This window comes from bacterium, from assembly GCA_016124905.1.
Lineage (GTDB): Bacteria > Pseudomonadota > Alphaproteobacteria > Rickettsiales > RI-342 > RI-342.
In genome coordinates, this window is record WGMV01000028.1 from 48,604 (window position 1) to 63,736 (window position 15,133).

Annotated in this window: 15 protein-coding genes; 8 read left to right on the forward strand and 7 right to left on the reverse strand. The window is 58.2% G+C overall.

Annotation, left to right across the window (positions count from 1 at the left end):
• Window positions 1-32: 32 nt before the first annotated feature.
• Together zapA and GC177_07945 are read right to left on the reverse strand one after the other, a co-directional pair.
• The gene (gene zapA / locus GC177_07940) at window positions 33-377 is read right to left on the reverse strand and encodes a cell division protein ZapA (GenBank protein ID MBI1275887.1); all 345 of its coding nucleotides are present in this window, start codon (window positions 375-377) and stop codon (window positions 33-35) included.
• A complete protein-coding gene (locus GC177_07945; GenBank protein ID MBI1275888.1) occupies window positions 378-806 on the reverse strand; it encodes a hypothetical protein in 429 nt (142 codons plus the stop codon).
• A gap of 191 nt (window positions 807-997) precedes the next feature.
• On the opposite strand from GC177_07945, the gene tkt reads away from it, so the two are divergent.
• From tkt to grxD, 5 genes are all read left to right on the forward strand, one after another.
• Window positions 998-2,992, forward strand: a complete 1,995-nt coding sequence (gene tkt, locus GC177_07950; protein MBI1275889.1) for a transketolase — start codon at window positions 998-1,000, stop codon at window positions 2,990-2,992.
• Between the two features lie 12 nt (window positions 2,993-3,004).
• Window positions 3,005-4,012, forward strand: coding sequence for a type I glyceraldehyde-3-phosphate dehydrogenase (gene gap, locus GC177_07955; protein MBI1275890.1), 1,008 nt, complete (start codon window positions 3,005-3,007; stop codon window positions 4,010-4,012).
• A 133-nt stretch (window positions 4,013-4,145) separates the two neighbouring features.
• Window positions 4,146-4,832, forward strand: a complete 687-nt coding sequence (locus GC177_07960) for an outer membrane beta-barrel protein (GenBank protein ID MBI1275891.1) — start codon at window positions 4,146-4,148, stop codon at window positions 4,830-4,832.
• 411 nt (window positions 4,833-5,243) lie between these two features.
• Window positions 5,244-6,167, forward strand: a complete 924-nt coding sequence (locus GC177_07965) for a hypothetical protein (protein MBI1275892.1) — start codon at window positions 5,244-5,246, stop codon at window positions 6,165-6,167.
• A 50-nt stretch (window positions 6,168-6,217) separates the two neighbouring features.
• Entirely contained in the window at window positions 6,218-6,553 is a 336-nt protein-coding gene (gene grxD / locus GC177_07970; GenBank protein MBI1275893.1) for a Grx4 family monothiol glutaredoxin, read from the forward strand.
• Here the strand turns inward: grxD and GC177_07975 are convergent.
• The 4 genes from GC177_07975 to GC177_07990 form a co-directional block, all read right to left on the reverse strand.
• Window positions 6,550-7,002 (reverse strand): hypothetical protein, encoded by a 453-nt coding sequence (locus GC177_07975; protein MBI1275894.1) that lies wholly within the window; start codon window positions 7,000-7,002, stop codon window positions 6,550-6,552. The two genes, grxD and GC177_07975, sit on opposite strands and share 4 nt — an antisense overlap.
• Window positions 7,003-7,055: 53 nt before the next feature.
• The gene (locus GC177_07980; GenBank protein MBI1275895.1) at window positions 7,056-7,454 is read right to left on the reverse strand and encodes a hypothetical protein; all 399 of its coding nucleotides are present in this window, start codon (window positions 7,452-7,454) and stop codon (window positions 7,056-7,058) included.
• Between the two features lie 6 nt (window positions 7,455-7,460).
• Window positions 7,461-9,287, reverse strand: a complete 1,827-nt coding sequence (gene typA / locus GC177_07985; GenBank protein ID MBI1275896.1) for a translational GTPase TypA — start codon at window positions 9,285-9,287, stop codon at window positions 7,461-7,463.
• A 175-nt stretch (window positions 9,288-9,462) separates the two neighbouring features.
• On the reverse strand, window positions 9,463-9,876 hold the full coding sequence (locus GC177_07990; protein MBI1275897.1) for a hypothetical protein: 414 nt from the start codon (window positions 9,874-9,876) through the stop codon (window positions 9,463-9,465).
• 236 nt (window positions 9,877-10,112) lie between these two features.
• Between GC177_07990 and GC177_07995 the strand changes: the two genes are divergently transcribed.
• A complete protein-coding gene (locus GC177_07995) occupies window positions 10,113-10,763 on the forward strand; it encodes a hypothetical protein (GenBank protein MBI1275898.1) in 651 nt (216 codons plus the stop codon).
• A 2-nt stretch (window positions 10,764-10,765) separates the two neighbouring features.
• On the opposite strand, the gene GC177_08000 is transcribed toward GC177_07995, so the two are convergent.
• The gene (locus tag GC177_08000; protein ID MBI1275899.1) at window positions 10,766-11,689 is read right to left on the reverse strand and encodes a hypothetical protein; all 924 of its coding nucleotides are present in this window, start codon (window positions 11,687-11,689) and stop codon (window positions 10,766-10,768) included.
• Between the two features lie 50 nt (window positions 11,690-11,739).
• On the opposite strand from GC177_08000, the gene GC177_08005 reads away from it, so the two are divergent.
• The gene (locus GC177_08005; GenBank protein MBI1275900.1) at window positions 11,740-13,362 is read left to right on the forward strand and encodes a hypothetical protein; all 1,623 of its coding nucleotides are present in this window, start codon (window positions 11,740-11,742) and stop codon (window positions 13,360-13,362) included.
• A gap of 36 nt (window positions 13,363-13,398) precedes the next feature.
• Window positions 13,399-15,054 carry a hypothetical protein gene (locus GC177_08010; protein MBI1275901.1) on the forward strand — a complete coding sequence of 552 codons (1,656 nt, stop codon included), beginning with the start codon at window positions 13,399-13,401 and terminating at the stop codon, window positions 15,052-15,054.
• Window positions 15,055-15,133 lie beyond the last annotated feature (79 nt).

A 15,133-nucleotide genomic window follows, 5' to 3' on the forward strand; every position in this document is an offset into this window, starting at 1 on the left:
GCGCCAGGCAGACATCCCCAGAGCTCTTTACCTTACACGTTTTCCAGGCTTTCGGCAATGGATTCGATGCGCGACGAAATGCTGTCGATGAAACCAAGGAGTTCGTCCTCGCTTACGCTGCCAGCGACAGAGGCGCCATTGCCGCCGGACTGGCGCTTGAGGCGTTCGGCTTCCTGGCGGCTGTCATGTGCTTCGTCTGCCAGCATGAGGGCGGTCATGACCCAGAGCATAGGGTCCTGAATGCCGGGGACGCGGCTTTTGAGATCTTTCATGCGATGATCCACCGCGGCGCCGAGGCGGCGGAGGCGGTCTTCCTCGCCATCGTCGCAGGCGAGGTTGTAGAAACGGCCGTTGATATGCACTTCAATGGTTTTCATCTAGTGCGTCTCCAGCAGTTTTTCGACCGTGGCGATGGCCTTGTCCAGCCGTTTGGACAGCTCGGCCCGGATGGCCGGGCTCAGACGTTCGCCGTTCTCCGGCGCACTGGCGGAAAGGGTCTGGCGCAGGCGGGAGAGCTCGGCCTCGTAGGTGCCGGTGATGGCGGCGTGTTCGTCATGCACGCGGTTGAGCTCGTCTTGAATGGACTGGGCCTTGGCTTTCTCGCGCACGATGACTTCGTCGCTCGCTTTCAGGTCATGACGGAGGGCGGCGAGTTCGCGGTCCTTGTCGCCGATCTGGCGGAGCAGGGCTTCGATGTAGCGGCTGGTGTCGCCATCGGCCTGAACTTTGGAAAGTTCCGACTGCTGACGCGCCTGGGCCATTTTGGCTTCGATCGCGCGCGACAGAGCGGCCAAGGCGGCTTCCATACGGTTCGCCGCGTTATCCAAGCTCGTTGATGGCCCTGTTTGCGTTTTCATTGTTAACCAACATACAAGGAGCATCATAAAATCCAAGCCCCTCAAGCATTGAGACGCAAAAAACTGGATTTTTGGCGGGAAATGGTTAAAAGCCGTTCCATCCCCGCACACAGCACGAGTTCATCATGTCCGCCACCGCCATGAAAGCAAACCCCGCCAATGCCGATTGGGCACAGTATCGTGAAATGGCCAATGCCATCCGCGCGCTCAGCATGGATGCGGTGGAAAAGGCGAAGTCCGGCCATCCGGGTATGCCGATGGGCATGGCGGATGTGGCGACCGTGCTGTTCACGCGCCATTTGAAATATGATGCGAAAGCGCCGCGCTGGGCGGACCGGGACCGGTTCGTGCTTTCCGCCGGGCACGGCTCGATGCTGCTTTACTCGCTGTTTTACCTGACGGGGTATGAGGATATTACGCTGGATGACCTCCAGAACTTCCGCCAGCTGCACCGGCCGACGGCGGGGCATCCGGAATTCGGCGAGCTGGCCGGGATCGAGACCACGACCGGGCCGCTGGGGCAGGGGATTGCCAATGCGGTGGGTATGGCGTTGGCCGAGCGGATGATGAATGCGCAGTTCGGCAATGATCTGGTGGATCATTATACCTATGTGATTGCGGGTGACGGCTGCCTGATGGAAGGCATCAGCCAGGAGGCGATTTCGCTGGCGGGGCATTTGAAGCTGAACCGTCTGGTGGTGCTGTGGGACGATAATTTGATTTCCATTGATGGGCCGACCTCCCTGAGCGTATCGGACGATGTGCCGGCGCGATTCGTTGCCAGCGGCTGGCAGGTGGAGAGTGTGGACGGGCATGATATGGCGGCCATCGATGCGGCGCTTGAGCGTGCAAAGCAATCCGACAAGCCGGTGATGATTGCCTGCCGCACGACGATTGCCTATGGCGCGCCGACCAAGGCGGGCAGCGAGAAAAGCCATGGTTCGCCGCTGGGTGCGGAAGAGATTGCCGGCACGCGCGAGAAGCTTGGCTGGAAATATGGTGCGTTTGAGGTGCCCGAGAATCTGTTGGGTGAATGGCGCAAGGCAGGTGTGCAGAATCAAGCTGTGCGCAGCGCATGGGAGGGGCGCCTGAGCGCATCTTCCAAAGGTGCGGAATTCGAGCGCCGCATGGCGGGCCGTCTGCCGCAGAACTGGCGCGATGTGGTAGTGAAGCTGAAGGATGAGCTGGCCAAGGTGCCGGTGAAGGAAGCGACGCGCCAATCGTCCCAACGGACACTGGAGATTCTGGCGCCGGTGCTGCCGGAGCTGGCGGCGGGTTCGGCAGATCTGACGGGATCGAACAATACGCGCACCAAGGGTATGCAGCCGGTGAGCGCGAGCAATTACGGCGGCAATTACATCTTCTACGGAGTGCGCGAGCATGGGATGGCGGCGGCCATGAACGGCATGGCGCTGCATGGTGGGTTTATTCCCTATGGCGGGACGTTTCTGGTGTTCACGGATTATTGCCGTCCGTCCATTCGCCTTTCGGCCTTGATGAAGCAGCGCGTGATTTATGTGATGACGCATGATTCCATCGGGCTTGGCGAGGATGGGCCGACGCACCAGCCGGTGGAGCATCTCTCCGCGTTACGAGTGATTCCGAATTTGAAAGTGTTCCGCCCGGCGGATGCGATTGAGACGGCGGAGTGCTGGGAGCTGGCGCTTTCCAACCAGCATGGGCCATCCGTATTGGCATTGACGCGCCAGGCGCTGCCGCAGCAGCGGACCGACGGCAAGCGGGAGAACCGCAGCGCGATGGGCGGGTATATTCTGCGTGAAGTGGAAGATGAGCTGAAGGCGATTGTGATCGGCACGGGGTCGGAGCTGCATCTGGCATCGCAGGCGGTGCAGCAGCTGGGTGACAAGGCCAGGCATGTGCGCGTGGTGTCCATGCCGTCGCTGGAACTCTTCTTTGAACAGCCGGAGGATTATCAGCAGAAGCTTTTGCCGGATCATATTCCGGTGATTGTGACGGAAGCGGCAAGCCGACAGAGCTGGGACCGTTTGCTTGGGCGCAAGGGGCAGTTTATCGGCATGAAGGGTTTTGGCGCGTCTGCCCCGGCGGAAGTGCTGTACCCGCATTTTGGCATTACGGTGGAAGCCGTGGCCAACGCTATCAAGAATGTGTTGTAATTGGAGAAGATGATGAAGAAGACCCGCATTGCCATCAACGGACTCGGCCGCATCGGGCGGCTGGTGGTGCGCGCGATTGTGGAAGAGAAGCGCAGTGACATTGAGCTGGTGGCGGTGAATGGGCCGGCGGACCTGGCGACGCATCGGCATTTGCTGCAGTACGATTCGGTGCATGGGCGGTTTCCGGCGGAGATCAAGGCTGATGGCGATGCGCTGGTGTTGGGTGATATGCGCGTGCCGGTGTTTCATGAGCGCGATGTGCAGAAGCTGGACTGGGGCAAGCTGGGCGCGGATATCGTGCTGGAATGCACGGGCAAATTTACTAGCGAGGCGGATGCGGGATTGCATCTGGGCCGTGGTGCGAAGAAGGTGCTGATTTCAGCACCTGCGAAGGAAAAGACGGTGCCGACGATTGTGTATGGCGTGAATAATGAAGCGCTTAAGCCGGAGCACAAGGTAATGTCCGTCGGCTCCTGCACGACCAATGCGCTGGCGCCGGTGGCGAAGGTGATTCAGGATACGGTGGGTATCAAGCACGGGTTCATGACGACGATTCATGCCTATACGGGTGACCAGAACATCCATGATGGCAGCCATAAGGATTTGCGCCGCGCGCGTGCGGCGGCGATGTCCATGGTGCCGAGCTCGACCGGTGCGGCCAAGGCAATCGGCCTGGTGCTGCCGGAGTTGGCGGGGAAATTATCGGGCACCTCCATCCGCGTGCCGGTGCCGAATGTGTCCTTGGTGGACCTGGTGGTGGAGACCGAGAAGGATGCGAATGTGGAGACCATCCATGCAGCCATGAAGGCGGCGGCGAATGGGGCCATGAAAGGCGTGCTGCAATATTGCGATGAGCCGCTGGTTTCCATCGACTTTGTGCATAACCCACATTCGAGCATTTTTGATGCCACGCAGACGGTGGTGACGGGCAAGACGAGCCTGCGCATTGCCAGCTGGTATGACAATGAATGGGGCTTTTCCATCCGCATGCTGGATGTGGCGAAACTGGCTGATAAGTAGTTTCGGTTGCCGCTTTTATTATTCGGCGGTTTTTAGGCATGACATCTTTACGCGTGAGCGCCTAGCTCTGCTAGCTGCACGGATGAGCGGCGCGGCCGCTTTCATTGCGTAAACCCATCATGCAGAGGCTCCTATGAAACATCTAACCTTTACGGCCGCCGCTGCGCTGGCCGGTTTGACCTGTTTTCCCTTCGCCGCACTGGCCGAACCGGCACAGAACGGCAACCATTACAGCATTTACGGCATGCGGCCTTACATCGGGGCGGAATATCAGTATTCCACCACGGATGTGGACCCGTTCTACGGCACCGAGCTGTTTGACGACAGCTACAATGGCGGTGCGGCCTTTCTAGGCTTGCGGGATAAATATTTTGGCCTGGAACTGGGCTATATGCAAACGGGCGAGGGCGGTAAGAATATTGCCGGTTCGGGCGCATTTGCAGGCGATACGTTCAGCACCAAATCCGAGCTTTCAGGCATCACGCTGGACCTGATGGGGTATATGCCCGTGGATAATGACGGGAAGTTCGAGATTATCGGGTCCGTCGGCGGAGGGTATTATATGGCTGATGTGGACACGACGCTTTCCGGCCCGGCCACGACGGCGTTTTACGGCGCTTCGCCCGTTACCAGCTCCACGGATGATAACCAGTGGGGTGGGCGTGTGGGCATCGGCGCGCAATATTTCATCATGCCGAATTTGAGCCTGCGCGCTATGGCGCGCTATACCTGGGTGGATTTTACCGGGTCGGCCGCTGGGGATGATTATGGCGTGGAGGATTTTGCCACCTATAGCGCAGGTGTGGCATTCCATTTTTAAGAAGGTCCGCCCCCCGAAACGAGAAAAGCCGCCCCAAGGGGCGGCTTTTTTTATGAAAAACGCCCGGAACTGGGGTTCCGGGCGCTCCTTCTGGGTTCAGCAGTCGGAAACTAGATGGCTACACCCGCCAGCTGCTGTGCCGAGTTATCGGCCGGCATGCGGTAGGTGGTTTTTTGCGAAAGGGGCTTTTCTTCCGTTACCAGCACGGCCAGATCGGTTAAAATAGCCTGGTTAACACCTTCGGCCATCACCCGGGCAAGGTCGGAAATGTTGATGCGGTTGAACATAATCAGTCTCTTATTGTGTAATGTATGATTTAATGTAACCTGATGAGTGTTAAACAAGATTAAACAAAATGCGGTTATTTGGTTAATAAGCGTTTTTATTTCAGGGAAGCTTCGAGGGGGGTAAATGACAAATCAAACCGTGCCTTATGGCGGAATGCCTTTAATAGACAGTGGGTTGCTTGAGTCCGGCCGACAAAGCCTGCTGATGCAGATGGATGGCAAATTGTATTTTCTGGCAAGCGCAGGCGATATTAATTTTTGCGGTTTTTACCAAGGAAGCGGGTTATCAAACGGCATTAAACAAAAAAACGGAACGGAAGCCCTGGTGCTGGTGGATAGTGTTCATGAACTGGTACTAAAGGCCATCCGCGCACTGCATCCGGATTCTGTTATTTACGCAGGGCCGGAATTTAGCTCCCGCTATGTATTGGGGCAGATTTATGAGCTGGAGGGACCGTCGCTTATCCATGGAGAGGTGCAGCCCTTCACTAAAATGGCCAATTTAACCACCCGTGAGATGGGAATTATCGTGAAAGCCATGCGGGCCATTGGCTGGGAAATGGACCTGAATGAGGGACGACGTGGAGATGTTGAGCAACAGGCGGAGTGGCGAAGGGACTTACAGAACCTGATTGCCGCCAGGCCCGATGTGCGCAAGGCGGTAATGGACGGATTGTTGCTGGCCTACAATCTTTACAAAGACACGAGGAAGGACCCTTATCTCGCGGTGATGGACGAGCCTACGCCCAAGAATATCGGCTATCTGCCCAACCAGACCGAAGCGCCGGTGGTGATTGACCGATCCGCCATTCGCATCAGGCCCAATCACGCTGATTTACAGGACAGGCTGGAGGGATTGTTTGCCATGTCGCTGGAGTTGTGCGGGGTGCCCTGCGAGGAGGGGCTGGATGCGGCATTTGACCGGTATGCCCGTGGGGAATCCTACGCCTGGCCGAAGCCCGAGCAGCAGCCTTACCTTTTTGGTAAGCTGGTGCAGATTGTGGCCGAATATGGCCAGCAAGGGGCGGATGTCGCACGGCAGGCTTGAAATTCCGCCGTTTTTACCTATTTTAAGGGTTCATTAGAAGGAACCCCGCCATGACCGCGCCGATTTTCGAGCAAATCCAGTCCACCATTGATAATAATGACGTGACCCTGTTCATGAAAGGCACGGCGGATGCGCCAATGTGCGGATTTTCCGCCATGGTGGTGGATATTCTCGGCCGTCTGGGCGTGCCGTTTAAAGGCGTGAACGTGCTGGAGGATGCGGACCTTCGCCAGGGCATCAAGGATTTCACCAACTGGCCGACAATCCCGCAGCTTTACATCAAGGGCGAGTTCATCGGCGGGTGCGACATCGTGCGCGAGATGGCGCAGACGGGCGAGCTTCAGCAGCTGCTGAAGGATAAGAACATCGCGGCACAGGCGGCCTAATAACGGGATACGAGCTGCGTTTTCAACGCTTCGTGCTGGTCCAGGCAGTCTTTCAACAGTTTGGCCAGATCCGGCGATTTGTTGTTTACGGCAAGGTTGCCTGAAGCCGCGGCACTGACGGCGGCTGCGGCAATGCCGCCAATATCGCGCGCAATGATGTCCAATTCGGTGTCCGTCAGTTCAAAATCGCATTCGCTGATTTTGGGTAAGGCAAATACATGATCGGCACCGTCGCTGGTTTGCACTTTGACGTTACGGCTGTTGTGATGGCGGTCCTTGTAGCCGCTCAGGTATTCATCCCTTACCTCATATTCCAGGCGGCTGAGGGCCCGGTGAAATTCGGCATCCTTAATTCCAAGCGCCTTGATGTTCTGAATATCCACGAACAGGGCGGAAAGCGCATGGAAGGCTTCATCGGCGCCATTGGCGCTTACATCTACATATGACACGAGCAAATCCCTTTGGTGTGATTAGATGCAATTATCAGACCCGTTGGGCATTTTTATGACGGTGACAAACCCGGATCGAGCTGTTCGTGAATGTATGCCTTCAGGGCGATGGCGGCATCGCGCGTGGTCGTGAGCTGAACCTGCTCCGGCCAGGTGTCGTTAGGTTCCGGCATATCGATGCTGGCATAATGGGCGTGCATTTTTTCCAGCAGTTCATCACGGCTGAACTCGATCATGTTATCCCACGGGCACAGGTTCAGGCCTTCAATGACGGGCGGTTTACCGAGGGATGCATCTTCCCACATACCAACAAGCCATAAGAACCGGTCGATGACCTCCGGCGCATCGCCGCAGGCGAAGGTCACAACCATGGCATTGTTGCGTTCGATGCTCTCGACGACGAGCCCCATCGCTTCGGCCATATGTTCCCATATCTGCCGATCGGTGAGCATGGAAGCTTAGGCCGATTTGGCTGCTTTGGCGTGGCGTTTGCGCTCGTTCACATCCAGGTAGCGCTTGCGCAGGCGCAGCGTTTCCGGCGTGACTTCCACCAGTTCATCGTCCTCGATATAGGCGATCATTTCTTCCAGCGTCAGCTGCCGGGGCGGAATGAGGCGAAGACCCTCATCTTTGCCGGCGGCGCGGAAGTTGGTGAGCTGTTTGGCTTTCAGCACGTTCACGTCCAGGTCGTTATCGCGGTTATGCTCGCCGATGATCATGCCGCAATAGACCTTGGCGCCGGGGTTGATGAGCATGGCGCCACGATCCTGCAGACCATGCAGGGCGTAGGCCACGGCTTCGCCCGTATCCATGGCGATCAGCACGCCGTTGCGGCGGCCTGCCACGTCGCCCTTGTAAGGGCCGTAATGGCTGAAGAGGCGGTTGAGTACGCCGGTGCCGCGCGTGTCGGTGAGGAACTCGCCTTGATAGCCGATGAGGCCACGCGAGGGGGCGTTGAAGATGATGCGCGTCTTGCCGGAGCCGGAGGGACGCATGTCTTTCATCTCGGCCTTACGCTGGCTGAGTTTTTCCACCACGGTGCCGGTGAATTCATCGTCCACATCCACCACGATCTCCTCGTAGGGTTCTTCGAGCGCGCCGGTTTCTTCGTTTTTGTTCATAAGCACGCGCGGGCGGGAGACGGAAAGCTCGAAGCCTTCGCGGCGCATGGTTTCAATCAGCACGCCGAGTTGCAATTCGCCGCGGCCACCGACTTCGAAGGCGTCCTTGCTATCAAGTTCGGTTACTTTGATGGCGACGTTGCGTTCGGCTTCGGCCAGCAGACGGTCGCGGATCTGGCGGGAAGTGACTTTGTCGCCTTCCGTACCGGCAAGCGGGGAATCGTTCACACTGATGGTCACGGCCATGGTGGGCGGATCAATCGGCGTGGAGGGGATGGGGGCTTCGCGCGCGGGGTCGCAGATGGTGTCGGATACGTTGGTCTCTTTCAGGCCCGCCACGCATACAATGTCGCCTGCCTGCACGCTGTCCGCCGGGACACGCTTTACGCCATCAAAGGTCATGAGCTTGGTCAGGCGGCCCTGTTCCAGCACCTCGCCTTTAAGGTTCATGGTTTTGACGCTCATGTTCACCTTAGCGGTGCCGCTTTCAATGCGCCCGGTCAGGATGCGGCCCATGTAGACGTCGGCATCGAGGATGGTGGCCAGCATGGCGAATTCGCCATTCTCGCTGACTTTCGGCGCGGGAACATGGCTGATGATGGCATCCATCAGCGGGGTGAGATTCTTGCGTTCGTCATTCAGCTCGCGCACAGCCCAGCCATCGCGGCCGGAGGCGTAGAAGGTCGGGAAGTCGAGCTGGTCGTCGCTGGCGTCGAGGGAGATAAAGAGATCGAACACCTCATTCAGCACTTCATCGGGGCGGGCGTCGGCGCGGTCGATCTTGTTGATGACCACCATCGGGCGCAGGCCTTGTTTCAATGCTTTGCCGAGCACGAATTTGGTTTGCGGCAGTGGGCCCTCGGCGGCGTCCACCAGCAGCAGGATGCCATCGGCCATGTGCATGATGCGTTCCACCTCGCCACCGAAATCGGCGTGGCCGGGGGTGTCGATGATGTTGACTTTCACATCGCCCCATTTGATGGCGGTGCATTTGGCGAGGATGGTGATGCCGCGCTCTTTTTCCAGGTCGTTGCTGTCCATAATACGCTCGGCCACTGCCTGGTTGTCGCGGAAGATGCCGCTCTGGCGCAGGATGCTGTCGATCAGGGTGGTTTTGCCATGGTCAACGTGGGCGACGATGGCGATGTTGCGAATCTGGGTCATTTTAAGAGCCTAAAAGCTGAAATTTGGCAGGAATCGGCCAGTTATGAAGGGCCTGGGCATGGTTCCGGCAAGGGCAGGCTATATAACGATTATTTTGGCGCGGCGCAGCAAAAATCGGCAGGTTGTTGACCTGAAACGAAAGGTTTCATGAAACTGTCACCTTCAGGCGCTGTTTTCAGCGCCCCCGGAAGGAGCCGCCGGAGGTGTTGAGCATCTGCCAGCGGTCCATCGCCTCTTTCTTGCGGTTGCGAGCTTTTTCGCGCATCGCATTGCTTTTGAGCTGCCAGAGCTGTTCTTCCTTGGCGGATTTTTTAACGCCTTCGTCCCGGTCGCGCGTGCGGGTGCGGCCCGGCTTTTGTCTTTCCCTGGCGCGGCCAAGGCCGCGGCGTTTGCCGGGCAGGCCCAGGCGGCGGGCGGAGGATTCTCCTTTAAGCGCGGAGAGGGCGTCGTCCTGCTGCTGTGCACGGAGATCGGCCTGCGCGCGCATGACCTTGTGAGCCATGAACATGGCGAAAATGCGGCGGTTGATGAGGCGGCGCAATTTCCGCTTGGCTTTGCGCAAGGCGCTTTTGCTGAAAAACACCGCCATTATCTGCCCTCGGGCGAGGGTTTCGGCGCCGGTGCAGCGGGTGCGGAAGCCTGTTTGCGGCGGCGCAAATTGGCACGCAGGGCGGCGGCGCGTTTGTCGTCCTTGCTGGCAGAGGCGGCGTTTGCGGCTGGCTTTTTATCCATAGCCCTATCTAGCCAAAGCTATCGGTTGCGACAAGCCATTGCGTTGCAAGGGCGCTGGGGCTAGGTTTGCCTTTCGGTGAAGGTGAGGTGATCATGATGCGAAGGATGGAGTGCCGAGCGGGTGTTGTTTTTCTGTCGCTCATGATGGGGGCGTTCGCGGCGCATGCGCAAACCAAACCGGCCGAGAAAACACCTGAGAAAAAGGGCGAGGTGCCAGCTGTTACCATCAAGCGCAACGTGAGCTGTTCCAGCCTGAAAATTGGGCCGGAGATGTTCGGTAAACCTTCCATCAGCACAGGGAAGGCGCCCAATACGGGGAATGTGACGGCGCGTATCGGTGCCACCAACCGCGATGAATATGCCAGCACGCTTACGTTTACACCCAAAGGGCTGCCCAATGACGTGATCATTGAAGCGCAATGGAGCGCCAAGCTGGTGTGGGGCGGACGGAAATATCCCATCCGCACCGAGCGCGGCGGAACCTTTGTGTGGTTTGGACCAAAGGATACGCCGGTGGTCATTCAATACACGCATGGGCCTTATTACACGCTGGAGGATTTCCAGTTCACGCGGATGGCGTGCCATCACATTGAGCCCGATCCATGCCCGGAGCCGGAGGACGAGGATAAGGAAAAAGACGAAGCGAAAAAACCTGCGGCTGTAAAAGCTCAGGCCAAGCCGGAAGAGCCGGTGCAGCCTCAACCGCCGACGGCCCCGGTGATATTGCCCGGTGAATTCGATTAGGTTCAGGCGATCCAGATGCCGCCGTCGCGCGCCGGGCGGGCGCCGATGCCGAGGATGAAGCGCTCCGGCTCTTCCAGCGCTTTGGTGCCGTAGAGCGGCCCCATGTAAAGCCAGTGCACACCTTCCTTTTTCAAGGACAGTATGGATTGCCAGAGGAGGCGGTGCATGAAGCCCTGCTGCCAGGCCTCGTTGCTGGCAAGGCCCATGTGATAGGTCGCGCTGTGGCCATGGCGGATGAAGAGGGCCCCGGCCAGTGCTTCCTCCTGCGTCCAGAGGGTGGTGCGGCCGCTTTGCAGCGTGTAGATGCGCAGCGAAGCGCCACGGCGGTGCAATGTCAGGGCGCGGCGGGCCGAGCGATTGGTGATGGCGCGCTTGGACGGTTTGCCGCCGGACAATACCCAGTGGGCGGCATCCGATTTCACGGCATGGGGGATGATGCTGGCTTCTACCGATTCTCCGCGCACCAGCGCTTGATGCCATTTCTTTTCCATCGTCACGCGCATGGCGTTGGCATCCTGCCGGATGTCGAGCCAGCCGTGCCAGCCGCCGTTCATCCATTCGTGCAGGCCCTGGTTTCGCCAGTTTATCTGCGCTTCGGTTTCAGGCGGAACCCAGAAAAGCCGATGCCCATAGCGGCCGGTGTAGCGGGTTTTCAGCTGAGAGAGCAGCTCCACCCAGTCTTCCGGCAGGGGGGAAACACGCCAGACGGGGCCGCGGATAATGCGGGCAACGCGGATGAGACCGAAGAGGCGGCGGTGCATAATGCCGACCTCACCCAGATAGCGCTGCCCGCGCCAGATGCTAAACCGCTCCGATTGCGTGGCGCGGGCATAGGCGGCGGACTGGGAAAGCGGCAGGGGGAGTTCGCAGGCGGGGTCCGGCGCGCTCATGGATAAGGGTTCGAGACGGATGGGTTGCGGAGCCAAGAACAAATCCCTACAAGCAAGCTATGCGCGCAACCATAGCAAAGCAAACCGTGGAAAAACAGCCTCTCTTTCCAAGATGGGCGGTGTTGTCGGCCTTTCTATCCTGGCTGCTGCCGCTCTTGTTTCTGCTTAAAAGCCCGAGTCCGGGCATCGATATTTCGCTGCTGACCTATATGGGGCGTGAGATGCTAAGCGGCGTGGACGTGATGCGGGATTATTTCGAGGTCAACCCGCCGGGCATTCTGTACCTGTATATGCCATCCGTGCTGGTGGCGGGATGGCTGCATGTGGCGGAGCCCTATGTGCTGCTGGTGCAGACATGGCTGGCTATGGGGGTTAGCCTGCTGGCGGGGAGCCGTATTCTCACACGCGCGGCGTCAGCCGAATTGCTGGACCGGGATGGGCTGAGGCTTGGCATGGCCGGGCTTTGGCTGTTCATGCCGTGGCTGGCGCTGTTCTATCAGGTGGCGGCGCAGCGCGAGCATTGGCTGATGATTCTGGCCTTGCCCTGGCTGCTGGTGCAACTGCTGAACGCGCGGCATGTGTTCAGCAACCGAGAGCGGCTGGCGATCGCTCTGTTTGCAGGTATCGGGTTTGCCATCAAGCCGTATTTCGTGCTGATGCCGCTATCGATCGGCGCATGGTATATCTGGCATGCGGTGAAACGCGAAAGAGTCTCTTTCTGGAATGCGGTGCGGCTTCGCTGGCTGACTTGGGACTATCTGCCCCTGGTGGGCATTACGCTGCTTTATTATGCCTATCTTTTGCTGGTGGAGAGAACCTACCTGCGCGAGGTGGTGCCGGTGGCCATGGAGACCTACAGCCATTTCGGCAACCGCCCGCTGGCGGTGCTCCAAAAGCTGCTGGTGACACTGGCGGTGCCGCTGCTGATGTACGCAGTGGCGAAGCCGCGCAGCGAAAGCCGGAGGCTGCTGATGCAGCGGCAGTTCTGGCTGATGGTGGGGTGTGCTATGATCGTGTGGCTGCAGATGAAGGGATTTTCCTACCATTTTCTGCCGCTCTGGTGGCTGACGGGCATGCTGATCTGGCTGCCGCGGGCGACGGACCGCGTGTTTGTGCAGGAGGACTGGCTGCTGCGCCTGGCTTATGTGGCACACCGCACAGTGTGGCTGCTGCCTGTTGCCTTTCTGCTGGGGCTGATGCTGAAAACGGCCAGTGAGGCCACGGTCAAAAAAGATATGCTGGTGACCATCCAGCTGGAGAATATCTTCGCAGAAAAAGGCATCGGTGAGGGCAATGTGGTGCAGGTGTGGCTGGCACCGGCATTCCCGACCATCAACAAGCTGCATCTGCGTACCAGCATGCCGTTTCCCTATCCGTGGTTTCTGACCAGCTTTTATGAATATGAAAGCCCGGCGGGCTTCAGCCGTTATACGAAGGAGGATGCGCCGAACCCGTTTCATCCACCAGAGGAGATGAAGCCGGCGGAGCGCTACCTGTTTGACCTGATGGTGCGCCGTTTTGTGGCGGAACCGCCCGACATGGTGGTGCTTTATGATGCGCCGTGGGAAAAGGGCTATGGGTTCGATGCATTCGATTTCTGGCGTTATTACCGGCAAAGCCCCGATTTCGCGAAGCGATGGGCGGAATATGAGGAGATAGAGGGGCCAAAGCCCTACCGTTTGTGGAAACATCATATTTCCTCGCATTAACGCTCCCTTCAGTCTTGGTTGCTATGGGTGGGTGTTATGTTCGCTTACCTGCGTTATTTTTCGATCATCAGTTTCGTCGTCGTGGTGCTGGCCGCCATCGGCGTGGGGATGTATTTCCGCCAGATTGCGGCGGAAGACCTGACGGCGGTGGTGGAAAAAGGCAATACGGCCCTGGCGCAGGGATATACCAACACGGTGTGGCGGCGGTATCAGCGGTTGTTTACAGAAGTGCTGCATAACCAGCCCATCAGCAAATGGAAGGATGACAGCCGGTTTGTGCAGTTCAGCCGCGATTCCTTCCGCTATTTCGAGGGGATTCCGGTTGCCAAGCTGAATATCTATAATGCCAATGGCGAGCGGTTCCTTTCCACCGACCAATCCGAAATCCTGATGAACCAGAGCGGCAGTTCGCTGCTCAGCGTGCTGTCGTCGGACAAGGCGGATGCCGAGGAGGCCATGGCCTCGGTGAAGAAGGGGCTGACGGTCAGCAACATCATTCCCGATGGCGGATTCAAGGCGCCCAATGGCGCGCTTAAGCGTGGAAGCCTGGTGCAGACTTTCATCCCTATCATGTCCGACAATTATGTGTCGGTGGTGGCGGGGCAGGATGCGCCGGTGATTCACGGATATATCGAGGTGTTTTACGACATCACGCCGCAATGGAAGCAGCTGTGGCATTTTCAGGTGCTGGGCACCAGCGGGATTATTCTGATTTTCATTGTGCTGTTTGCCGCCCTCATTCATACGGCCAGAAAAGCCGAAGGCATCATTGCCAAGCAGCATGAAAAAACGCTGGAACTGAATGCGGCCAAGGTGAAGGCAGAAGCCGAGAATGCCGATAAATCGCGCTTTCTGGCCAATATCAGCCATGAATTGCGCACGCCGCTGAATGCGATCATCGGGTTTTCGGACATCATCCGCTCGCAGGCATTGGGGCCGATCGGCGTGCAGCAATATATCGATTACGTGAGCGATATTCATTCATCGGGCGTGCATCTGCTCAGCTTGATCAACGATATTCTGGATTATTCCAAGGCCGAGGCGGGCAAGCTCGAGCTGGAGATTTCCGAGTTTGACGCGACCAAGCTGGTGCTGACCTCCATGCGGCTGGTGCAGCAGCGGGCAGAGCAATCGCAGGTGAACCTGGTGGATAACATCACCAAGGAACATATCGTGATGATGAGCGATGCGAAAAAGCTCAAGCAGATCATGCTGAATTTGCTTTCCAACGCGGTGAAATTCACGCCGCAGGGTGGCACGGTGACCGTTTCCGCCTGGCAGAACCCGGCGGATAATACCGTGGCCATTGAAGTGCGGGACACGGGTATCGGCATTGCGCCGAAGGATATTTCGCGTGCGATGTCGCCCTTTGGGCAGGTAGATAGCGAGCTGTCGCGTAAATATGAGGGAACGGGGCTGGGGTTGCCGCTGACGAAAAAATTCTCCGAGGCCATGGGCGGGCAGTTTTTTATTCAAAGCGAGATCAATGTGGGCACGACGATTACCATTGTGCTGCCGCGCCAGGCGCCGGAAGGAGCCGGTAAGAAGGGGAGCACGCCGCCCGCCCAGGTGGGCACCCATGCGGGCACGGTGCATGCGCAGCCGCTGCAGCCGGGAGGACAGCCTTTGCAGCAACAGCCTGCCATACGTTTGGAACTGGCGCCGCCGGGAAGTGGCGGGCAGCCTAATTAAGCCGCGCTGATGTAACCCACAGGGGTCATGGCTTCGTGGGCACATTGTAAAAGAATTTCAGACATGGAGGGTTCATTGC